Annotated in this window: 20 protein-coding genes; 11 read left to right on the forward strand and 9 right to left on the reverse strand. The window is 65.5% G+C overall.

Going from position 1 to position 21,275, the window contains the following annotated elements; genetic code table 11:
* Positions 1-174 precede the first annotated feature (174 nt).
* Positions 175-573 carry a transferase gene (locus OK352_RS13070; protein ID WP_265141927.1) on the forward strand — a complete coding sequence of 133 codons (399 nt, stop codon included), beginning with the start codon at positions 175-177 and terminating at the stop codon, positions 571-573.
* A gap of 171 nt (positions 574-744) precedes the next feature.
* A complete protein-coding gene (locus tag OK352_RS13075; RefSeq protein ID WP_265141928.1) occupies positions 745-2,334 on the forward strand; it encodes a multicopper oxidase family protein in 1,590 nt (529 codons plus the stop codon).
* A gap of 48 nt (positions 2,335-2,382) precedes the next feature.
* On the opposite strand, the gene OK352_RS13080 is transcribed toward OK352_RS13075, so the two are convergent.
* The 3 genes from OK352_RS13080 to OK352_RS13090 all read right to left on the reverse strand — a co-directional run bounded on the left by OK352_RS13080 (position 2,383) and on the right by OK352_RS13090 (position 6,361).
* Complete coding sequence (locus tag OK352_RS13080) at positions 2,383-2,673, reverse strand: hypothetical protein (RefSeq protein WP_265141929.1); 291 nt, start codon at positions 2,671-2,673, stop codon at positions 2,383-2,385.
* Between the two features lie 195 nt (positions 2,674-2,868).
* Positions 2,869-4,146 (reverse strand): M18 family aminopeptidase, encoded by a 1,278-nt coding sequence (locus OK352_RS13085; protein ID WP_265141930.1) that lies wholly within the window; start codon positions 4,144-4,146, stop codon positions 2,869-2,871.
* Positions 4,147-4,186: 40 nt separating this feature from the next.
* Positions 4,187-6,361, reverse strand: a complete 2,175-nt coding sequence (locus tag OK352_RS13090) for a GMC oxidoreductase (RefSeq protein WP_265141931.1) — start codon at positions 6,359-6,361, stop codon at positions 4,187-4,189.
* Positions 6,362-6,471: 110 nt separating this feature from the next.
* On the opposite strand from OK352_RS13090, the gene OK352_RS13095 reads away from it, so the two are divergent.
* The 3 genes from OK352_RS13095 (at position 6,472) to OK352_RS13105 (ending at position 8,894) form a co-directional block, all read left to right on the forward strand.
* Positions 6,472-6,651: a hypothetical protein gene (locus OK352_RS13095; protein WP_265141932.1), complete on the forward strand. Its 180-nt coding sequence runs from the start codon at positions 6,472-6,474 to the stop codon at positions 6,649-6,651.
* Positions 6,652-6,724: 73 nt separating this feature from the next.
* Positions 6,725-7,942: an MFS transporter gene (locus OK352_RS13100; protein ID WP_265141933.1), complete on the forward strand. Its 1,218-nt coding sequence runs from the start codon at positions 6,725-6,727 to the stop codon at positions 7,940-7,942.
* Between the two features lie 28 nt (positions 7,943-7,970).
* Positions 7,971-8,894, forward strand: a complete 924-nt coding sequence (locus OK352_RS13105) for an NADP-dependent oxidoreductase (RefSeq protein ID WP_265141934.1) — start codon at positions 7,971-7,973, stop codon at positions 8,892-8,894.
* Positions 8,895-8,924: 30 nt separating this feature from the next.
* Here OK352_RS13105 and OK352_RS13110 read toward each other — a convergent pair whose 3' ends face one another.
* On the reverse strand, positions 8,925-11,153 hold the full coding sequence (locus tag OK352_RS13110) for a heavy metal translocating P-type ATPase (RefSeq protein WP_265141935.1): 2,229 nt from the start codon (positions 11,151-11,153) through the stop codon (positions 8,925-8,927).
* A 118-nt stretch (positions 11,154-11,271) separates the two neighbouring features.
* On the opposite strand from OK352_RS13110, the gene OK352_RS13115 reads away from it, so the two are divergent.
* The 3 genes from OK352_RS13115 (at position 11,272) to OK352_RS13125 (ending at position 12,454) form a co-directional block, all read left to right on the forward strand.
* Positions 11,272-11,574: a hypothetical protein gene (locus tag OK352_RS13115; RefSeq protein ID WP_265141936.1), complete on the forward strand. Its 303-nt coding sequence runs from the start codon at positions 11,272-11,274 to the stop codon at positions 11,572-11,574.
* 214 nt (positions 11,575-11,788) lie between these two features.
* Positions 11,789-12,070, forward strand: coding sequence for a metal-sensitive transcriptional regulator (locus tag OK352_RS13120; RefSeq protein WP_265141937.1), 282 nt, complete (start codon positions 11,789-11,791; stop codon positions 12,068-12,070).
* Between the two features lie 33 nt (positions 12,071-12,103).
* A complete protein-coding gene (locus OK352_RS13125) occupies positions 12,104-12,454 on the forward strand; it encodes a heavy-metal-associated domain-containing protein (RefSeq protein WP_265141938.1) in 351 nt (116 codons plus the stop codon).
* Here the strand turns inward: OK352_RS13125 and OK352_RS13130 are convergent.
* Both OK352_RS13130 and OK352_RS13135 read right to left on the reverse strand, forming a co-directional pair.
* Positions 12,451-13,338: an alpha/beta hydrolase gene (locus OK352_RS13130; protein ID WP_265141939.1), complete on the reverse strand. Its 888-nt coding sequence runs from the start codon at positions 13,336-13,338 to the stop codon at positions 12,451-12,453. The two genes, OK352_RS13125 and OK352_RS13130, sit on opposite strands and share 4 nt — an antisense overlap.
* Before the next feature lie 333 nt (positions 13,339-13,671).
* Entirely contained in the window at positions 13,672-15,180 is a 1,509-nt protein-coding gene (locus OK352_RS13135) for an HNH endonuclease signature motif containing protein (RefSeq protein ID WP_265141940.1), read from the reverse strand.
* A gap of 351 nt (positions 15,181-15,531) precedes the next feature.
* On the opposite strand from OK352_RS13135, the gene OK352_RS13140 reads away from it, so the two are divergent.
* Positions 15,532-16,680 carry a PheS-related mystery ligase SrmL gene (locus tag OK352_RS13140; RefSeq protein WP_265141941.1) on the forward strand — a complete coding sequence of 383 codons (1,149 nt, stop codon included), beginning with the start codon at positions 15,532-15,534 and terminating at the stop codon, positions 16,678-16,680.
* 2 nt (positions 16,681-16,682) lie between these two features.
* Here the strand turns inward: OK352_RS13140 and OK352_RS13145 are convergent, their stop codons facing one another.
* Positions 16,683-17,774 carry a VanZ family protein gene (locus OK352_RS13145; protein WP_265141942.1) on the reverse strand — a complete coding sequence of 364 codons (1,092 nt, stop codon included), beginning with the start codon at positions 17,772-17,774 and terminating at the stop codon, positions 16,683-16,685.
* A gap of 69 nt (positions 17,775-17,843) precedes the next feature.
* Positions 17,844-18,479, reverse strand: a complete 636-nt coding sequence (locus OK352_RS13150; RefSeq protein WP_265141943.1) for a nucleoside/nucleotide kinase family protein — start codon at positions 18,477-18,479, stop codon at positions 17,844-17,846.
* A gap of 163 nt (positions 18,480-18,642) precedes the next feature.
* Here OK352_RS13150 and OK352_RS13155 point away from each other — a divergent pair, with 163 nt between their 5' ends.
* Entirely contained in the window at positions 18,643-19,425 is a 783-nt protein-coding gene (locus OK352_RS13155) for an SDR family NAD(P)-dependent oxidoreductase (protein WP_265141944.1), read from the forward strand.
* Positions 19,426-19,498: 73 nt separating this feature from the next.
* Here OK352_RS13155 and OK352_RS13160 read toward each other — a convergent pair whose 3' ends face one another.
* The gene (locus OK352_RS13160; RefSeq protein ID WP_265141945.1) at positions 19,499-20,434 is read right to left on the reverse strand and encodes a LysR family transcriptional regulator; all 936 of its coding nucleotides are present in this window, start codon (positions 20,432-20,434) and stop codon (positions 19,499-19,501) included.
* Between the two features lie 90 nt (positions 20,435-20,524).
* On the opposite strand from OK352_RS13160, the gene OK352_RS13165 reads away from it, so the two are divergent.
* Positions 20,525-21,241, forward strand: coding sequence for an SDR family oxidoreductase (locus tag OK352_RS13165; protein ID WP_265141946.1), 717 nt, complete (start codon positions 20,525-20,527; stop codon positions 21,239-21,241).
* Positions 21,242-21,275: the final 34 nt, after the last annotated feature.

The following is a 21,275-nucleotide window of genomic DNA, read 5'->3' on the forward strand; positions in this document are numbered from 1 at the left end:
TTTGCCTTTCATCCGGTATTTGTTACGATTTTCGAGGAGTTAATGCAGAAATGAAAAACTGCTGCGTCCCGCCCCGAGGTTGCCCCGCAATCAGACGTTGCTCCAGTTTCACGCAGGAATCTTTCACCTGCATGCATTGTTATCTCCTCTGAGCCACATTCCCAAGGAGTTTGATTGAGCACACCCGCTGAGGTCGTCGAGACCGACACCGGAACAATCACCCGCTACCGCCGCCACCCACTCGGTCGCGGACTGGTTGCTTCGGGCGCAACGGTCGACCCGACCGCCCACATTGAACGAACAGCCTACGTTGAACCCGGTGCCGTCGTCGGGCGCGGAGCATGGATCGGCGCCACGGCGTGGATCGACCGCGACGCCACGATCGGAGCCGCAGCCGTCGTCGGCGCCAACGTGCACGTCGGCCAGAACTCACACATCGGCCACGGTGCCCGCGTTGGCGGACACTCACGCATCGGCCCGAACGCGCGCATCGGCAACGGCGCCCACATCCCGGGCGACAGCCAGATCGACGCATTTGCCGACATCGCCGGGCCGGGAGACATCCCCGCCTAAACGCTCGCATCATCGTCTTCTTCGGCGAATGGTGGCCCCTCAGGGAGCCGCCATTCGCCGTTTTCGTGTGTGACGCGGTAAACGACCTCAGGGGCACGTCAGGGTGATCCCTCACCACGATTGGGGTGAGACACGGATGCCGCCAAGGCACCCGCTCGCGAGGCTGGAACCATGCCTCGAAATCGACTTCCCCGCACATCGCCGCGTCGTCTGCGACGCCCGCGCGCCGTTCTGGCGACAGCATCCGCTCTCGTGGCCGCAGGGCTCGGCATCGCCGTCGGCATCACCGCGTGCGCCCCGAGCTCTCCCGCCGTCGACACGGTCGGCGCCGTCGACTTCGATACGCCGCTCGCGATCCCGCCTCTCGCGGAGCGCACGGTTGATGATGAGGGCACCGTGCACGTCGACCTGACCGCGGAACGCGGTACAACGGAATTCGTCGACGGCGAGCAGACACCGACGCTGGGCTACAACGGCAGCTACCTCGGGCCCACCATCCGGCTGAAGCGCGGCGAACAGTTCGCGCCCTGCCTCACGAACAACCTCGATTCGGTCACGACACTGCACTGGCACGGGATGCACCTGCCCGCTGCAGCCGACGGCGGCCCGCACCAGCCCGTCGAGCCTGGGGCTGACTGGTGCCCCGAATGGACGATCGATCAGCCCGCCTCAACGCTCTGGTACCACCCACATCCGCACGAAGACACCGAGCGGCAGGTGGGACACGGCCTTCTGGGAATGCTGCAGATCACTGACGACACCGAGCGTGCTCTGCCTCTGCCCCGCGAGTACGGCGTCGACGACGTTCCGGTAGTCATTCAAGATGCCCGGTTCGGTGACGACGGCGAATTCACCGCAACGCAGGATTTCGTCGGCACCCTCGGCGACACGCTGCTCGTCAACGGAACGGTCGGGCCGTACTTCGAAGCCACGACGGACGTCGTGCGCCTGCGCATCCTCAATGCTTCACCCGCTCGTGTCTACGACTTCGCGTTTGACGACGACCGCGAGTTCGCCATGATCGCGAGCGGAGGCGGCTTGCTTGAGGAACCCGCAACACTCGATCACATCCGCCTGTCTCCGGCGGAGCGCGCTGAGATCCTCGTCGCACTCGAGCCGGGCGAGACCGTGACGCTGCGCAGCAACCCTCCCGATCTCGGCGAGAACTTTCAGCCGCTCACAGGAACGGCCGGGCACGAGGACCGCTTCGACGTGCTGCAGCTGCGTGCAGCATCCGATCTCGCTCATGTCGGGGAGGTCCCCGAGACACTGACGACCATCGAGCCGCTGGATCCGGCGAAGGCGTCCGGCGAGCGTTCGTTCACACTCAACGGCCACAGCATCAACGACAAGCAGATGCAGATGGACCGCATTGATGCCGTGTCGACGGTCAGCACGACGGAGATCTGGGATGTCGTCAACGAGATGCCGGCGCCGCACAACTTCCACGTGCACGACGTGCAGTTTCAGGTGCTCAGCATCGACGGAGTGCCACCGCCGCCGGAACTCGCCGGGTGGAAGGACACCATTTATCTGGAGCCCGACGTCGAATACCGCATCATCATGGAGTTCGCCGACTATGCGGATGCGGACAACCCGTACATGTTCCACTGTCACCTGCTGCGCCACGAGGATGCCGGCATGATGGGGCAGTTCCTCGTGGTCGAGCCGGGGGCCGACCTCCCGTCACGGTGGACCGTCGACGAGACACCGGGCGACGATGACGACGCGGATGCTGCAGGAGGTCATGCGCACCACTGAGCGCAGGCGGTGCGGGGCGAAGTCACAAAGTGCGGCCCGTGGCGCTGCTTATGCGACGCGCTTCCAGCGTCCTCCGTCGCGACGAGTGAGAAACCAGCCGTTCACGTCGACGACGGTACTCGCAACGGATGCTGCATGAGCAGCGACCTGCTCGGCGAGCTCATCGTCGTCGCACGTGAATCGCACAACGATCCGCGGGGTGCCGCGCACCAGCTGCACATCGCTCGCCTCGACGGTCACGAGTTCTGCCGCAGGATCCGCCACCGTCGGGATCACGCGGTCGGGCGCGACACCTGAGCGCATGGCCCCGGGCGACAGCGTGATGCGGTAAGAAGGCACGTCGCGATGCTACCGCGCTGGCAGCATCAGTGGTGTTTGGCAGAAACGTTCGGGCGTGTGCCCGCGGCGTCTCGAAGGCCTGCACAATTTCGGAAATCGCGGTACGTTCGCGGCGCACACGCTCCGCGATCCGCGGATTCTCGCGGAACAGATTTTCTGCCGCTCTCAGATTTCCGAAATTGGTGCACGGCTCCCTCAGGCGCCGGCGAAGAATGCTCCGGCCAGGCCGCCCAGCGCCGCGGCGTCGCCCACGTGCACCATCTCGCGCGCCGAGTGCATCGAGAGCAACGGCGCACCGACGTCCACGGTGCGGATGCCGAGACGCGTCGCCGTGAGCGGGCCGATCGTCGACCCGCAGGGCACGGTGTTGTCTGAGACGAACTCCTGGTAGGTCACGTCGGCCGACGCAGCGAGGCGCGCCACCAGTGCTGCGCCAGCAGCATCCGTCGCGTACCGCTGGTTGGCGTTGATCTTGAGCAGTACGCCCTTGCCCGCATACGGCTGGTTTGCCGCGTCGTGCTTCTCGGCATAGTTCGGGTGCACGGCGTGACCGGCATCTGCAGACAGACACCAGGATGCCGCATACGCCTGCTTCTGCTGAGACCGCGTGGCGCCGAGACCCTCGCCGATGCGGGTGAGGATGTCATCGAGGATCGGCCCGCTCGCACCGGAACGAGATTGCGACCCCAATTCTTCGTGATCGAAGGCGGCGAGCACCGAGATGTGCTCAGCATCCCCCGCCGCGTGAGCGTCGAGCAGCGCAACAAGTCCCGCATACACGGATGACAGGTTGTCCATGCGGCCCGCGGCAAAGAATGCCTCGTCGAGCCCGAACCGCCGCGGCTCCTGCGTATCTGCCGTCAGCAGGTCGTAGCCGGCAACGTCATCACGGCTGACGCCCGCGAAGCCGGCGAGTTGGTCGAGCAGGTCAGCCGACCTCGCGTCACCGGTTCCCCACACCGGCTGCACGTGCCGCTGCCTGTCAAGCTTCAGCCCGTCGTTCGTGCTGCGCTCGAGGTGGATCGCCAGCTGCGGAATTCGCAGGAACGGCCCCGTGCGCACGAGCTTCTCTGTGCCGTCTCGCAGCACGAGCCGCCCGGCCAGCTCGAGTTCACGGTCGAGCCACGAATTCAGCAGTGGCCCGCCGTAGACTTCCACGCCGGCCTGCAGCCAGCCCAGCCACCCCGTCGTCGGGGACGGCTTGAGTTTGAAGCCGGGCGAATCAGTGTGGGCGCCGAGAATCCGGTACGGGGTGGTCGGCCCGGATGCTGCGGGCTGCAGCCACGCGATGACAGCGCCGTCGCGCACAATGTAGCGTCCGCCAGACGTGCCGCTCCACGCCGTCTCTTCATCGAGGCGCTGGAATCCTGCCGCGTCGAGACGCCGTGCCACCTCGGCGGCGGCATGGTACGACGAGGGCGATGCGGTGATGAAGCGGGCGAAATCAGAAATGTAGTCGTTCACAGCATCCATTCCTCCATCCAATCATGGCGCGGGCCGGCAGGTCGCTGACTCACGACCCGAAGACATGCCGGAAGAAAAACCTAGCGAAGGCGAGGTACGCCTTCAGCCGCCGCGCCGCTGTGAAACCGATCGGTGTGATCGATCGCCCATTGGCGAGCACATTGCGAGGATGCAAGACGAACGTCGTTGACACATCCGTGCTCTGTTCACCCGCCCGCCGTGCGGTGAGGTGCACTTTCGTGAGTCCCCGATAGCGAGCGATCGGACCGCGGCCGCGCTGACGCTTGATGCCGACAACCGACCACGAGTCTCCGTGACTGTCGGTGAACTCGAGGTCATATTTCATCAGGTAGTCGGCGCCTTCGGGAAACATGCTCAGCTGCCCCGAGACGGCGTGCGTGCCGGGCAGGCGAGCCAGCGTCAGCGTTCCCGAGACCGGCAGGCGATGTCGAGGATCAGCCCGGAAGCTGTCGAGGCTGGGGATCTCCAACCGCACCTGGAGCCGCCCCGCGTGCGCACGGCGCTCCGTGCGCTCGTGCATCGTCTCGTCAAGGTAGATCCCGTCGCCCGCGGTCTGGCGCCGACGATCAGCCATCCAGCGGTACGCGTCGTCTTCCGGAATCGGTACGCGCCTGACACGCGTCCACTCGGGTGCCTTCCAGGAGCGATCACCGGTGACGTCGCGAATGATCCCCTCGATCGCACGCTCCGCGCTGGCGAGGATGGTGGCTGACGGATTCGCACCGGTGGCGGCCGGGATCACCGAACCGTCCATCACGTAGAGCCCCGGATACCCGTGCACCTGGCGATCTGGCCCGACAACAGCCTTCTCACGATCGCTGCCAACCGGAACGCCGCCGAGTGGATGCACGGTGACGGGGCGTCGGAAGATCGACCAGGTGATGGGGGTGCGCACCGGTGATCCGATGATGCGTGCAACGGCGGGGCCGACACGCCCTTCAGCACGGTACAGGCGCGCCTGCCAACGATTGAGCCATCGCAGACGAGCCTCACCCTGCTTGTCGAGTTCCAATTGCCCTGTTCCAGCATCTCGCCCCATCGAGAGCAGCGCCATCGTGCGGCGCGGGTCACGACGTCGTCGGGACCGCCACCATGCGCGAATGCGCGGCAGCGGAAGCATCCGGTCCAGCAGAGCCGTGAGCGCGGGAGGGACAGCGCCGTCTTGCACTTGAAACCACACAGGCTCGGATTTCTCCCACACGTCGAGCACGGTTGTCGTCGTGATGGTCGGCCCGGTCGTCAGGTCTCCGGTGCCCTGCCTGACCGTGCTGAGCGCCAGATAATCCCCGTTTCCGGAGAAGCCGTGGCCGAGCGCCGGCGAAAGCCCCGGAAGCGTTTTGTCGACATCGCGAGAGCGCAGCAGCATCTCGGTCGTCGCCACAGAACCAGCCGCCAGGAAGACCCGGGAAGCAGTTCGGCGCACAAGGCCCGCACCGTTGTCTTCGCGCGACCAGACGGTCCACCCCTCGTCATCCGGCTCGATTCGCACAACCTCCGACTCCGTGATGGCACGGGCACCGTTCTGTTCTGCCACGGCGAGATAGTTGTAATCGAGCGAATTCTTCGCGCCCTGATTACAGCCGAGAACGCACTCCCCGACGAACGAGCAGCCCCGCTGATGCACGTTGTGGCTGTTGGGAGTCCACTCATTCGGTGTTCCGAACCGAACGGCAAGGTTGGGGCGAATTGTCGCGGGGCGAATGCTCATCTTCTGCCCCAGATCCTCAAGAATTGAGGTGCGGGGAGGGACGCGGCCGGTCGCAGGGTCCGCGCCGACGGGTGACACCTCGAGCATCGTCCCGGCCAAGTCGTAATAGGGGTCGAGATCCGCGCGCCGTTCACCGAGCGGCCACTGCTCATCGACAAGGCTCGGAGCGGGGCGCGCGAAGACGTTGGCGTACACGAGCGAGCCACCGCCCCACCCAGCGCCTTGCAGCGACAGCATCGAGTCCAGCCATCGCACATCGTAGAGGCCACGGTCAGAGTTCCAGAGCCAACCGTCGTGAAGCTGGGGTGAGCGGGGAAAGTCTCCCGCCCGCCATCGCCGTCCTCGCTCAAGCACAGTGACAGAGAAGCCCGCCTGCGCCAACCGCGCCGCGGTCACGGCTCCGCCGAACCCACTCCCGACGACCAGAGCATCAACGCGCTGCCCGGTGTCTTCGGAAGACGATGCGCTGCTAACGGTTCGGCTCTCTTCGCTCATATTTCTCTCCCGACAGCACGTTTCTGGTTTCCCGTGTCCCACGGTAGGCGACGTGCGTCTCGCACACCTGATCGACCAGCCTCCCAGGGCAGTTCACCTAGACTTGAGAGGTGCGCCCCTACATCATCCCCCTCGTCGGCGCGACCCTTCTCATCATCGGCATCCTGATCGTCGTGACGAACAAGCAGTTCGCGACCGTCGCCCTCGTCTTCCAAATCGCGGGCGTGGTGCTGCTGGGCTTCTACATGGTCAAAGAGATGCTTCCGGGGCGCTCGAAGCGCAAGCGTTGATGCGGCATCCCCTCAGCGCCCGACCTCCTCGCACGACACCCGAACGATACGCACGCACAGGAGTACGACACTGATGAGCCGCATCGCGCGCGCACCCGCCCGCACACCGGTGAGCCTCACGGCACGTCGCGCGCGCTTCGCCGTCGGAATGCTGTTTCTCACCAACGGAGCTCTGCTCGCCAACATCCTGCCCCGCTACCCCGAAATCAAGGCGGAACTTGGCATGGACAACGCACTGTACGGCCTCTCGCTCGCCGCGTTCCCCACGGGCGCGATCGTTGCGGGGCTTGCCGCTGCCGCGTTGATTCGCCGGTTCGGGTCCGCCCGGCTCGCAACCGCAGGCACAATTCTGACAAGCCTCGGGCTTCTGGGTGCGGCGTTCGCTCCTGTCAGCGCGCTGTTCGCCGCCAGCCTGTTCGCAGCGGGCGCGATGGACGCCATCACCGACGTCGCGCAGAACGCCCATGGTCTGCGGGTGCAGCGCCGGTACGGGCGTTCGATCATCAACTCGTTTCACGCGCTGTGGTCGTTGGGCGCGGTTCTCGGCGGGGCGATGTCGGCTGCGGCGATCGCAGTGCAGCTGCCCGTCAGCATCCATATTTCGATCTCAGCCGCGGTCTTCTCGGTGGTGGCCATCATCGCGCTCACACTCTGCCTGCCCGGGCCAGATGCTGACACGGGCGCTCACACGACCGTGGGCACCGCTTCAGCTCCCCCTCTGAAACCGCGTCGCATCGCGTTGCTGATCACCGCGTTCGTGCTCATCGGCATGGCCGGCGCCTTCATTGAAGACGGCGGAAACTCCTGGGCGACGCTGTATTTGCGCGACAGTCTCGATGCACCGGGAGCTCTCGCGGCGATGGGATTCATCGCTCTCGTCGGAGCGCAGTTCGTCGGGCGGCTCATCGGCGACGGCCTCGTCGACCGTTTCGGCGAGCGCACTGTCGCTCGAGCAGGCGGCATCATCGTCGCCGTGGGCATGGGCACTGCGCTGGCGTTCCCCTCCGTGCCCGGCACAATCGCGGGATTCGCCGCCGCTGGCCTCGGCGTCGCGACCCTCATTCCCGCAGCGATGCACGAGGCAGATTCACTGCGCGGACTCCGGCCCGGCACCGGTCTCACGATCGTCTCGTGGCTTCTGCGCCTCGGCTTCCTCGTCGGCCCACCGCTCGTCGGCCTGGTGTCAGAGGCAGCGGGACTGCGCGCCGGGCTGCTGATTGTTCCGATCTCCGGCGCCCTCGTCATTCTGCTGGCCGGGGCGCTGAAGCCCGCGCGGCTCCCCTCAGCGTGAGAGGCTGAAAGAAGGCGAGAGGAGCATCATGGCACGGCGCGTTCACATCACAGGATTCGGTGGGATCGAGAACTTCGAGGTCGTCGACCAAGACATTCCGGATGCTGGTGAGCGGGAGTTCCTCGTGCGCGTGCTGGCTGCGGGGCTCAACCCTGTCGATGCGAAGATCGTCGCCGACCCGGCGAACGCCAAGCGCCACGGCGTCACACTGCCCGCGGGAAGCGGCAACGACTTCGCGGGGCGGATCGAGAGCATGGGGCGACGCGCCTTCGGCTTTGCGGTGGGCGACCTCGTCTTCGGCGGAGCACGCATGCGGGCGCAGGCCGACTACGTCACCGTCACCGCGGATGCCCTGACACTCATCCCCGAAGGGCTGAGCACGGCCCAGGCGGCGTGCCTGGATATCGCGGGACGCACAGCCATGGCGATGGTGCGCGAGATGGAGATCTCGCGAGACGACACCGTCCTCGTGAGCGCGGCGGCGGGCGGCGTCGGCTACCTCACCGCACAGCTGTGCCGCTTGCGCGGTGCCACGGTGATCGGCACGGCGAGTGAGCGCAATCATGACCTGCTTCGCGCACACGACATCGTTCCCGTCGCCTACGGAGACGGTCTCGCCGACCGCGTGCGCGCGGCAGCACCGCAGGGCGTCGACGTCGTCCTCGACCACGCGGGGCGCGAGACTCTCGAGACCGCGATCGAGCTCGGCGTCCCCGCGAACCGTGTCAATACGATCGCCGACCGCCCGTTTGCCGCGAAGCACGGTTTCAGCGACTACGCCCGCGCCGAGAGCACGCATGATGAGCTGCGCGCGATCGCCGAGCTTGTCGCCGAGGGCACCGTGGATCTTCCCATCGAGGCCACCTACCCACTGGAGCAGGTGCGCGATGCATACGAGCACCTGCTTACCGGTCACGTGCGCGGCAAGATCGCCCTCACGCTGGAAGACTGACCGCACCGAGGGCGTGGCGTGGTTCGAGCGTCAGCGTGATTCGGGCGACAGGTCCAGGCGACGCAGCAGCTGCGCGTTGAGGGCGACGACCACAGTGGATGCTGACATCAGCAGAGCACCGACGGCGACGGGCAGCACGAAGCCGATGGGCGCGAGAACACCGGCCGCGAGCGGTACGGAGATGAGGTTGTAGCCTCCCGCCCACCAGAGGTTCTGCGTCATCTTGCGATACGTGGCGCGCGAGAGCTCGATGACCGACAACACCGAGCGCGGGTCGTCGCTCGCGAGGATCACACCGGCGGAGCCGATGGCGACGTCCGTTCCGGCACCGATGGCCAGCCCAACGTCTGCCTGTGCGAGGGCCGGCGCATCGTTCACGCCATCGCCCACCATGGCCACGCGCCTCCCCTGCTTCTGCAGTCCGGAGATCGTCGACGCCTTGTTCTCGGGCAGCACGCCCGCGTGCACCTCGTCAATGGCGAGCTCGTTCGCGACAGCATCCGCCACCGCCTGCGCGTCCCCCGTGATCATGACGACGCGAATGCCGCGCGCATGCAGCTTCTCCACGGCGATCGCCGACTCGTCGCGCACGTCGTCAGCGAGCTTCAGCGCGCCGATGACCTGCCCGTCGCGTAAAACGTGAAGCACGATCGCACCTTCGTCCGACCACGGGTCCACGGTGTCGAGCGGTTCAGCGTCGGCGTCTCGCAGCATCGCGGGGCCTCCGACGCGAATCACTGCCCCGTCAATGGTTGCCGTCACCCCGAGCGCGGGCTCGGAACGGAACTCTGCCGCGCGCGGCACCATGACACCGCGATGCTCGGCCTCGCGCACAATCGCGCGGGCGAGCGGATGCTCGCTGTCTGACTCGGCCGCGGCCGCGAGCGCGAGCACGTGCGCCTCATCGGTCCCGTCAATGGAAGCGACTTCGCCGACCGCGGGCTCGCCGCGCGTGAGCGTCCCCGTCTTGTCGAAGACGACGGTGTCGATCGTGCGCATCGATTCAAGCGCCAGGCGATCGCGCACGAGCACACCACTGCGGGCGGCACGCTCGGTCGCGATTGACACGACCAGCGGAATTGCCAGACCCAGCGCATGCGGACAGGCGATTACGAGCACCGTGATGGTGCGGATCACGGCGGCGTCCGGCTGCCCGATCAGCACCCAGACGAGAGCGGTGATCACGGCGGCCGAGAGCGCGAACCAGAACAGCAGCGCAGCGGCCCGGTCGGCCAGGCGCTGGGCGCGAGACGATGAGTTCTGGGCGTCGCTCACCAGTTTCCGAATGCCGGCGAGCGCCGTGTCGTCGCCGATCGCGCTCACGCGTACGCGCAGTGCCGTGTCTGTCGCGATCGTTCCGGCGACAACGCGGTCGCCCGGGCCGCGCGTCACGGGAACGGACTCCCCCGTGACCATGGATTCGTCGACAGCCGCCGTGCCCTCTTCCACCGTGCCATCGGCGGGCACACGGCCTCCGGGCCGCACGATCACGAGATCATCAACGACGAGGTCCTCGGGCGAGATCGTTTCGACAGCGTCGCCCGTGACGCGCTCGGCTTCATCGGGAAGCAGCGCCGCAAGGGAGTCGAGGGCGGACGAGGTCTGTGCGAGTGACCGCATCTCGATCCAGTGGCCCAGCAGCATGATCACGATCAGCAGCGCGAGCTCCCACCAGAAGTCCAGTTGATGGTCAAGCAGCCCTAGGCTCGAGCCGAGCGACGCCACGAACGCGACGCTGATGGCCATTCCGATGAGCAGCATCATGCCGGGCTGTCGCGACCGCAGCTCGGACACAGCGCCGGTCAGAAACGGCCTGCCGCCCCACACGAAGATGATCGTGCCGAGCACGGGCGAGATCCAGTCGACACCAGGAAACTCCGGGCGCGCATAACCGAGGATGCTGGCGAACATCGCGCTGAAGAACGCGGTCGGAAGCGACACGACGAGCATGATCCAGAACAGCCGGCGAAACTGCGTGACGTGCGATGAGTGGTCGTGCCCGCCGTGGGCGCCATGCCCCTCATGGGAGTTGTGTCCCTCATGGGAACTGTGCCCCTCATGAGAGCCATGCGCAGAGGGAGCGTGCTCGCCGCTCTCGCCATACGCGGCGCTCGTGCTGTGTGCAGTGTGGCCAGCATGATCGTGGGCGCTCGGCTCGGCACTGTACTCGGCACCGCGGCCGGCACTGTGGTGGGCGCCGTGTTCGGCATGGTCGCGCATTGCCGGGCGCTGTCCGCGTTCTGTCTCGTCGTGTGTCATGTCACTCCTCCTCGGACACTATACCCCCTGGGGGTATAAACACAACCCATGCAGAAGGATTCCTCCCTTGTCAACAGGACGGTCGCGGCGTAAACCTAGACATAAGGAAGTGATCATCATGATGAACAACGATGTTTCACCACAAGAGCACCGCGAGTCTCCGGCCCACCACGGCGATCCGGGCGCAGCATCCTGGACCCGCCCAGACAGCGCGGGAATGAGCGAACATACCGAGGACGGCGGCGATCCCGGGGCGGACTCCGCAGCGCGGCCCGACGAATTCGCACGCGACGATGATCCGCATCCAGGCGGCGATCCGGGTGGCAGTTCGTGGAGCCGGCCAGACAAGCACGCGATCGACGACAACCCCACAGGAGGAGGCGACCCGGGCGCAGGGTCGTCAGACCGACGGCGGCACTGACGCTGATACCGGTACTGACGCTGGCCCGGCCCGGCTGTTGACCCGGCCCGGCCCGGACGCGATCATGCGCAGCGCGATCATGCGCGGTGCGGCCACACCCGGCACTGAAGGCATCGCACAGAGGGCAGTCGCTGACGCCGACGCCGACGCCGACCTGGCAGCATCCGGACCGAATTGATACCGGGAGGGGGTATACTGTGGGCCGGGAGGCATCATGCAACACGGATACGTCGATGACAAAGAGGCTCTGCTTAAGCGCCTCAAACGTGCCGAGGGCCAAGTGCGCGGCATTCAGAAGATGATCGAGAACGACACATACTGCATCGACGTTCTGACGCAGGTGTCTGCTGCGACGAAGGCCCTCGAGACAGTCGCACTGGAGCTTCTCGATGACCACCTCAATCACTGCGTCGCCGAGGCGACGCGCGAAGGCGGCCCTGTCGCAGACGAGAAGCTCAAAGAGGCTTCCGCCGCGATCGCCCGTCTTGTCCGCTGACCGACCAACTCACGCGAAGGAGATCGACACTCAATGGCTTTTATGGACCTCGGACTGACCGATAAGAACGCTGCCAACGACACGTCAGGCGGATGCTGTGGCGGAGGAGCGTGCATGTGCGGACACGGTGAGACGGAGTCGTCGCCGGCGTCGGCAACCGTGGTGGACGGCGCACTTGCCACGTCGTTCAGCGTCTCGGGCATGACGTGCGAGCACTGCGTGAAGGCGGTGACGGAGGAGCTCGCGGCGCTCGGATCCGTGACAAATGTGTCTGTCGAGCTGAACCCGGGCGACGAGTCTCGCGTCACGGTGACGAGCGAGGAGCCGCTGGAGACAGCATCCGTGCGTGCAGCCGTCGAGGACGCCGGCTACACCCTCGCCTAGCCGCTGGCGACGCGATCGCGGGGAGCAAGCATCCACGTCAGGGCATCCGGGAGCAGCACGCCCCCGTGATTCGGACTGTGGCCACCTTGCCCGACAACGAGTCGAAGATCATGCCCCGATTGATCGAGCGCTGCGGCTACTTTGAGGTTCTCGGCAAACCAATTATCGTCATGGCATCCCCAGTTCAGGTCGTGTTGCGCCGTTTGCATAAAGAATCGTACGTCGCGCCGGTCTTCCCGTGGGATGAGAACGGGGTATGGATTCCCGCCTGGCATTTGCGGAAAGCTCGCGAGAAATGAGATAGCGCCGCTGAACCATTCCGGGCGAAGCCAAGCCGCGGTGAAAGCACAGTTCCCACCACTGCTGCCTCCACATATGGTCCACCTGTCGTTGACATTCAGTGTGGCGAGCGTGGGACGCAGCGCTGGAGACACCTCCTCGCGCACGAAACGCGCATAGTCATCGTTGAATGCGTCGTACTCAACGTTGCGGTTCTTACGATGAGCGTTCCCACGACGGATTCCCGGATTGATGAAGATGCCAATCGTCGGTGGTATTGCGCCGCTATCGACAAGGTTGTCGAGAACAGTTCCTGCTCTCACCGGCCCCTCTGGATCCAGATACAGAGCGCCATCCTGAAAAACAACGACATCCGCGCGTTCTGCATCTCGCGCCCGCTTCGGGATCTTTACCCAAACTTCCCGATCCGTATCGGGGTAGATTGCGCTTGACGATAGCGAGTACTCAACGACGTCGCCGTCGGAAACGGTCGGGCTGTCGAGTGACAGAGGCCCCAGGGCATATTCAACGACTCGGTGTGCCGGAGGTTGCTCGGTGTACGGCACAGTCTCGACCACGCCGCCATCGCTCAGACTCGTACTCATGTGCCCACGGTACTCGGTAGCGCCGAGGTGCTTGAGTTCGGCTGCCCGGCTGCTCAACTACTGCGACCTCAAGTACTCGCCCGCTCGACCTCGACTTCAATCTCGATGATCGTGCGCTTTCTCACCCGTCAGCGTCGTCGACAATGCGATTCCTGGTGGTTTGCGCACCGTCGAACGCGGTCGCACTCACGCTCGACATTGCCTATCGATGTGTTCGAGAATCACGTTGTTCTCGTGTTTCAATCGAAAAAGATGTCGCACTCACCCGACATTGGGCGGTTCCTCGCCCGGCGCTGAGGCACGTTCGCCGCTTCTGCGGCAGCACGTCGCAATTCAGCTGCTGTCTGGTGGGTCGGTGCCGCGTTCGCCGGCGCGCGTGCCGCGTCGTTTCCTTCGGGTGTCGCGAGCTCGGGTGACTTGTCGTGGCCTGTTTTGGCCGAGACGGATCGGCTGGTGTGATCTCGATATGAACGGTGGTGGTGTCAGGTACGGGATGCCGCTCTGCATGAAAATGTGCCAGTTCTGGGCGTGCAGCATGTGGTGGTGGGCGCTGCAGAGCAACATCCCGTTGTCGATGTCTGTGGGTCCACCCTGGCTCCACGGGACGGCGTGATGAACGTCACACCAGTCGGCGGGCATGTCGCATTCGGGCCAGGCACAGGTCTCGTCGCGGACAGCGATGGCGAGCTTCTGCTGGGGTGTGAACGCCCGCTGCGTCGCGCCCATCCAAAGCGCTTCTCCGTGTTCTCCGTGCAGCAGTGGCCGATAGCCGGCGTCGCAGATGATTCTCTCTGTCGTGACCGGGCCGGCAGGTTCGTCCGCCCCATTGATCCATCCGACGGCGTTGCCGTTGGTGAGGTCTTCCACGGTCGCGGTGACGATCACCTGCGTCATCGCGCGTCGGCTGCCCCCGTCGGTGACTGAGGCCCGGTGCCCCGAGCTGATCAGGCCATCAAGGATGTCGTGCAGCTTCTGCCCATGGGTTCGGGGATCGAGATCGCGGGTGCCGACACCGGCAGCATCCGCGCTGGTGTCGCCGTTCTCTGGCGCGCCGTCACCGGCTGTGTTCGTGCTGTTCTCGGTTGGAGCGAACGTGACGCGGGCGCGCGGGTTGGTGTGCGTGGAGATCGCTGCGTGAAGGTGCGCTGCGGCGTCCGGGGTGAGCAGCCCTTTCACCGGGGTCATGCCCTGCTGATCGGTCCGGCCAATGCGGAAGAACCTCGCCCGACGCTGTGCTTCTTCACGCGGCCTGGCTCCGTCGGGGTCGAGGGCTTCTTTCCACACCCGCATCTGCTGCCTCGAATATTCCGGGGTGGACCCGGCAGCGATCCGCATCATGCCGTCCTCTGCCACGTCCAGCAGCTCCGGGTCGGCCGACAGACGTACCTCGTCAAGGTGTCGGACCACGGGAACAACGGCCTCAACATCGACGGTTCCGTCAAACGCAGCGTCGGCAATGTGGCCCCACCGGGGAGGCAACGGTGCACCGGACATGCTCGAGTCAATGGTGATGGCTTCACCGTAGGCAAGGGCGCGGCGTGCGGCGCTCTGCGAGATGCGGGCGGTCGATTGCAGAAGACCCGCCGCGGTGCGCTGCCCGTTCCGAGTTGCGAGTGTCTGCGCACCCTCAACCTTCACCGACCGTGTCGCGACTTCCGCGGCGACAACGGCAAGAGCGGCCTGCTGGGCCCGCCCCAGCTCACCCAGCGCAGCAACAGCCTCAAGCAACACACCATCGCTCGCCGCGGCAGCCGATCGCGGCAACACGTCGAGCACGCCCGAAGCCGCAGCCGACGCGATGCCCGCGACGGCCTCGATGCTGCGTTCGACGGGTTTTTCCATGCCCGTAGTCTTCCAGCAGCCACCGACATTGATCCGGCATAAACCCCCGGTCACACCACGGTTGTGGATAACTCGCCGAACGTCATTCCTGTGGACGACGAATGGTTACCTCGCATACCTCGGTGGCCAACGAGAACACTGCCAACGACGCCGCGGCGAATGCGACGACGGAGGTCCGGAGCGAGGCACGTGCGTACTCGGTCAGCCGGAGTACACTGTCACCATGCTTCACACGCGCCGATTTCTCAGCCCTCGACCGATCACCGGTCGCTGGGCTCTCCTGAGGCGCGCCTAGTCAGACGGGTCCGGTCGAGGGGTATCCCCCGCACACTTCGACCGAAAGACTCCGTCATGACTTCTGACTATCTGACCCCAGCTCAGCTCCACGACGCGCTCAACGTCCGTGATCTCAGCAACCCCGCACATGGACAGCATGCGATGCAGCTGATCCTCGCCGATGTGGTGACAGCTCTCACGAAAATGTGGCATGTTCCCGCTCGCGAACACCGCACCAGCCCACTGACGAGTGTCGACGACAATTACGACAGGCTCGGGTACAGCCCGGATGCGGTCACACGCGACCGCCGCTACTCGCGCTACGTGAGCCCCACGGTCATGCTGCGCAGCCACACCACCGCGGCCATGCCGCAGATTCTCGCCGACCTCGCCCGTGCCGAGCGGGCGAGAACGCTCAGCGCGGCCGACCGCGACTCGCTTCACGTCGTTCCCGGCCTCGTGTATCGTCGCGACTCCATTGACCGCACGCACGTGGGCGAACCGCACCAGGTCGACCTGTGGCGTATCGCGCGAAGAACTCCCCTCGGTGCCGACGATCTGCAGCGTCTCGCCGCGACTGTCGTCGAGGCTGTCCTCCCCGGTGCCACCTGGCGGGCGGTGCCCTCGCCGCATCCGTACACCGTGGCCGGTCTGCAGGTCGATGTGCTGTCAGAAGGCGAATGGCTGGAACTCGCCGAATGCGGCATCGCGGACCCGGCCGTGCTCCAGCGCCGACAGCTCAACCCCGGGCGATGGACCGGGTTGGCGCTCGGCATGGGCCTCGATCGAGCGTTGATGCTTCGCAAGGGAATCTCAGACATTCGCATTCTGCGATCTGACGACCCACGAGTCGCCGAGCAAATGCGCGACCTTGCCCCGTGGCGCCCGGTCTCAACGCTTCCTCCGATCCGCCGTGACCTCTCTGTCGTTGTCGGCGAGGGCTCTGATGAAGAGACAATCGGCGATGCGGTGCGAAGCGCCCTGGGGTCGAGCGTGGATGCTCTCGAGTCGGTCGAGCTTCTGTCGTGGACCGCGTATGCGTCGCTTCCTGCGGCAGCACGTGAACGCCTCGCTCTCCAACCCGATCAGGCAAACGCGCTGCTGCGCATCACGCTGCGGCCACTCTCGGAAACGATGACGGATGCCGAGGCGAACGCGATTCGTGACACTGTCTATCGCGCCGTTCACGTCGGGCCCGTGCTGGAGTTGATCGGCGCCCCGTGACGTCAGCGCTCCGATGCGGGCCGGGTCGCGGGCGACCGTTCCTCGACCCGCTCCGCGCGGGCATCGACGACGTCCATCGTCGCGGCTGAATGCGCAAGCCCACGATGCTCGCGTGTGGTGAACACCGAGATGAACGAGACGATGACAAGCAGACCCAGAAGAAGGCCGCCGAGGCCCGACTCCCATTCGAGAAGCAGCATGTACCCACCGATACCGAGCACGAATCTGATCGGCCGGGCGACTGCCGCGGGCGTCACGCGATGCACGGCTCGGATGAGCACGATTCGCTCGCCAAGCGTCACCCCGCCGATCAGCACAGACAGCAGTTGAGCCACGAACGGCAGCGCAAAAGCCGCAGTATCGAAGACTGTCATCGGAACTGCGAGCTCCGGTCGGCCGTCGAGCAGCGCGATCACGAGGCTGATGGCCACGACGACCCAGCTGGCGATCCAGTACAGCGCGACGTCGCAGAGCATGCCGAGCAGACGGCGCATCGCGGTGATGGGGCGTGGCGCACCAGCATCCGGATTCTGCCGTGACCGCCTCCACAGCAGCATCCCGACAATGGAGCCGATCAGCGCACCCGCTGTATTCGCGATGAGGTCGTCGACGTCAAACACCCGGTACGCGCACGAATAGAGCCCCCAAATGCCAGTCACCTGCGTCACCTCGATCAGCATCGACACGGCGAAGCCCGAGAACGTGGCGACCACGACGCCCCGCCCGCCGAGCCGGCGGAGGAACCAGCCGAGCGGCATGAACAGCACGACGTTGAGCGCGACCTGCACCGCCGCAGGGTTCTGCACGAGCGCACCGACGCTGCCGACGCCGAAGCTCTCGATGTCGTTTACGAACATGAACGGCACCGTCTGCAGCGGAACGCACGTCACGTCGTGGCTTTCAGGGAACGGCAGCAGCGTGTACGTCCACAGAGCCATTGCGTAGATAAGGGCGGCAAACCACAGGATGCTGCGCCAGAACGTCATCTCACCACGACGACGAAAGCTGAGGGCAACGAACGGAACGAAGGCGATGACAGCGATCGCGAACCCCGCGAAGACCGCAACAAGGGCGGGAGTCAGTGCACTACTCACCCGACGATGGTACCGAGCAGGCGGACCGGGGAAATGGATGTTGGCTGAGCCACCGCGGCAGCGAGTGGCTCACGGCCGAGCGGGAAGCAGGCTCCCGAGCTCGATCACGCGATCCGCGCGAGCGACACTTCGCTCAATGAGGTGCGCGTTCGCGTCGTCGACGCGCGCGACCCAGGCTCGCGCAGCATCCGGAGTCTTGCCGAAGGCAATGTGGCGCGCGATGAGGCGTTCGCGGCGCAGCGTCTCGTTTTCGCGCACGAACCAGATCTCGTCGAGGCTCGCACGTGCATCGTCCCAGCCGTCGAGAAGCAGATAGTTTCCCTCGGTCACGACGATGTCGACGCTCGGGTCAACGGCGATCGCCGCGGCGATCGGTTGCTCGATGTCGCGCTCGAAACCCGGTGCGTACACCGTGTGCGGCGGGCGGCTCGCCAGTGCCTCGAGCAACCGTGCATAGCCATGATTGTCGAAGGTCTCCGGCGCCCCCTTGCGATCGCGGATTCCGAGCGCGTCGAGCGTCACGTCGGCGAGATGGAAGCCATCCATCGGCACGTGCGCTGCCGAAGGCCCCAACTCGGCCACGAGCGCTCGCGCGAACGTCGTCTTGCCCGAACCGGGCGCGCCGGCCACGCCGAGCATGATGCGCGTGCCCGAGGGGCGGATGCTGCGGGCCGCCGCCGCGAGATCTGAGAGTGCGTCTGCCACGCTTCGAGTCTGGCACGGTTCTCGGAACGGGCACGGTGCGGCACACGGCCGCTTCACTCGCTGCACTGCTGGCATCGCCGCACGGATTGACGCACCCTGCTCCCCGATGCAACCGTTGAGCATGGCAACGGCGAGCGTCGTCGCCCTGCACCGAGGAGAGCACATGCCCCAGACCGCCGCTTCTGCACGAACCGTTCTCGTCACCGGGTCATCGGGCGGAATCGGCGCCGCCGTGGCGCACCGGTTTGCCGCGGCCGGCGATCGCGTGGCGATTCACTACTCCCGCAATCGCGAGGGCGCCGAGGCCACACGTCGGGCTCTTCCCGGCACGGGACATGCGCTGGTCTCGGGTGACGTCGGAACTCCGGACGGGGCGGCAACGATCGTCACCGAGGCTATTGATCAACTCGGCACCGTCGATGTGCTCGTCTGCAATGCGGGAATCGCGCCCACAGCGCAGAACAGGCACGTGATCGGCGAGACGTCATACGAAGACTGGACGGCAGCGTTTCGCCAGATGGTCGATGTGAACCTGCTCGGCGCTGCGAACCTCGCCTGGGCCGTTGCCTCGCGACTCATCGAGCGCGATGCTCCCGGATCGATCGTCACCATCGGATCCCGCGGTGCGTTTCGCGGCGAGCCGGAGCATCCGGCCTATGCCGCGAGCAAGGCAGGGCTCCACGCGCTGGGGCAGTCTCTCGCTGTGGCGCTCGCACCGCACAACATCTCGGTCACGTCCGTTGCGCCGGGCTTTGTGGCAACCCCGCGTCAACTGCCGAAACTCGACGGGCCGGAGGGCGATGCCCTACGCGCGCAAAGCCCGTTCAGCAGGGTCGGCACGGCGGAAGAGATCGCCGCCGCGGTCTTCTGGCTCGCGTCCCCCGAGGCAGCGTGGTGCTCGGGCACGATCCTCGATGCGAACGGCGCATCGCACTTGCGCAGCTGACATAGTTCAGAGCCCCGCCCCGCATTTGCGAGCCGAGGGGCTCTTCCAAGCGGCGTGAACACGACTGTCTGCCTCACACAGGTGAGGTGGGTGCTGCCGAGGCCACCGACATCGACCCGGACGGGCTCGACTTACGACTCGGCGCGTGCTCATCGCCCGTCGCGAGATCCATCGCCGCGCGCACGACGGCTGCAACACCGAGCGAGCGACTGGTCGCCGGCCACGCGACGGCCGTGGTGATCTGCGGCGCGTCCACGACTGGAACCGCGACGTGCTCGGGCCATTGCCAGGCACGACTCGACGCCGGAATCACCAAGAGAGTTCGACCCAGCGCGACCAGCTGTGCCAGCTGCGACTGCGTGCGAACCTCCGGACCAGGGCCATCCGGATATGTGCCGTCGAGCCGAGGCCAGCGGGCGATGGGAAGATCGGGAACGTGCTCAACATCAGCGAGCGTCAGCTGCTCGCGGGAGGCAAGCGGGTGCGCTGCGGGAAGAATGGCGACCTGGCCCTCAGTGACGATGTCTACGGCATCGAGACCCGCGAAGTCGTCGACGGGTCGGTGCATGAGAGCAAGATCAGCGGCTCCCGTGCGCAGCAACTTCGCCTGTTCACCGACCTCGCACAGCTGCAACTCGATCGGAACCGTTTCGTCAACGCGCTCGTACGCGGCGAGCAGGGAGTTCAGGAGGTCGTGCGATGCTCCCGCTTTGGTCGCGAGCACGAGCGATCGCACCGGCGCGGCAGCTCTTCGAGTGCGGCGAGACGCGGCTTCGACAGCGTCGAGAGCCAATCTCGCTTCGCGAGCCAGTACGTCGCCAGACGCCGTGAGCGTCACGCCTCGACGATCGCGTTCAAACAGCTGTGCACCGAGACGCGTTTCCAGCTGGTGAATCGCTCGCGAGAGTGGGGGCTGCGCAATTCCAAGCCGCTCGGCAGCACGCCCAAAATGCAGTTCTTCGGCAACCGCGAGAAAGTAGCGCAATTCACGCGTCTCGAGATGACCCACTGACACAGTGTAGCTCCGATACCCAGCGGGTATCACAGGTCACCGAATCGGTGTTGGAGATCGCCGAGATATCCCGGGAGCATCGAACATGTGAATACGAAACAGACAGCGCTGGTCACCGGCGCGAACAAAGGAATCGGCCTCGCAATCGCACACGCTCTCGGGGAGGCAGGGTTTCGAGTGGCCGTCGGCGCTCGAGATAGCGCTCGACGGGACGATGCAGTATCGCAATTGAGAGTCGCTGGTCATGACGCGTTCGGCGTCGCACTCGACGTCACATCGGACGTCAGCGTCGCGGCCGCAGCACGCGAAATCGAACAGGAAGTCGGCAGTCTCGACGTTCTGGTCAACAACGCCGGCATCGCGGGACGAATCGATGATGGCGTGCAGAATCCCACGACTCTCGACATCGACAATGTGCGCACTGTCCTTGAGACGAACGTCTTCGGCGTCGTGCGCGTCACCAACGCGATACTGCCGCTGCTGCAGCGCTCGCAATCGCCCCGAATCGTCAATATGTCGAGTGATATGGGCTCACTCACGCTGCAAACGGGCCCAATGCTGGCAGCATACGCGCCGTCGAAGACGATGCTCAACGCCATCACCGTGCAGTACGCTCGCCAACTCGCCGGCACAAACATCATCGTGAATGTCGCGTGCCCTGGCTTCGTCGCGACAGACTTCACCGGGCACAATGCCCCACGGACACCGGAGGAGGGCGCAGTGATCGCTGTGAAGCTTGCTACGCTGCCCGATGATGGGCCACGCGGAAGCTTCTTCAACGAAGATGGACCCATTCCCTGGTAACCACCCAGGCGTTCGCCCGCGACTTGCATCTCAA

The sequence above is a fragment of the Microbacterium sp. MPKO10 genome (assembly GCF_026107415.2).
Lineage (GTDB): Bacteria > Actinomycetota > Actinomycetes > Actinomycetales > Microbacteriaceae > Paramicrobacterium.

What these genes read in the sequence shown, in the direction of transcription:
- OK352_RS13075 (WP_265141928.1), top strand. Translation starts at nt 745, where the DNA reads ATGCCTCGAAATCGACTTCCCCGCACATCGCCGCGTCGTCTGCGACGC.
- OK352_RS13085 (WP_265141930.1), bottom strand. Translation starts at nt 4,146, where the DNA reads ATGGATGCTGTGAACGACTACATTTCTGATTTCGCCCGCTTCATCACC.
- OK352_RS13090 (WP_265141931.1), bottom strand. Translation starts at nt 6,361, where the DNA reads ATGAGCGAAGAGAGCCGAACCGTTAGCAGCGCATCGTCTTCCGAAGAC.
- OK352_RS13100 (WP_265141933.1), top strand. Translation starts at nt 6,725, where the DNA reads ATGAGCCGCATCGCGCGCGCACCCGCCCGCACACCGGTGAGCCTCACG.
- OK352_RS13105 (WP_265141934.1), top strand. Translation starts at nt 7,971, where the DNA reads ATGGCACGGCGCGTTCACATCACAGGATTCGGTGGGATCGAGAACTTC.
- OK352_RS13110 (WP_265141935.1), bottom strand. Translation starts at nt 11,153, where the DNA reads ATGACACACGACGAGACAGAACGCGGACAGCGCCCGGCAATGCGCGAC.
- OK352_RS13115 (WP_265141936.1), top strand. Translation starts at nt 11,272, where the DNA reads ATGATGAACAACGATGTTTCACCACAAGAGCACCGCGAGTCTCCGGCC.
- OK352_RS13120 (WP_265141937.1), top strand. Translation starts at nt 11,789, where the DNA reads ATGCAACACGGATACGTCGATGACAAAGAGGCTCTGCTTAAGCGCCTC.
- OK352_RS13125 (WP_265141938.1), top strand. Translation starts at nt 12,104, where the DNA reads ATGGCTTTTATGGACCTCGGACTGACCGATAAGAACGCTGCCAACGAC.
- OK352_RS13130 (WP_265141939.1), bottom strand. Translation starts at nt 13,338, where the DNA reads ATGAGTACGAGTCTGAGCGATGGCGGCGTGGTCGAGACTGTGCCGTAC.
- OK352_RS13135 (WP_265141940.1), bottom strand. Translation starts at nt 15,180, where the DNA reads ATGGAAAAACCCGTCGAACGCAGCATCGAGGCCGTCGCGGGCATCGCG.
- OK352_RS13140 (WP_265141941.1), top strand. Translation starts at nt 15,532, where the DNA reads ATGACTTCTGACTATCTGACCCCAGCTCAGCTCCACGACGCGCTCAAC.
- OK352_RS13155 (WP_265141944.1), top strand. Translation starts at nt 18,643, where the DNA reads ATGCCCCAGACCGCCGCTTCTGCACGAACCGTTCTCGTCACCGGGTCA.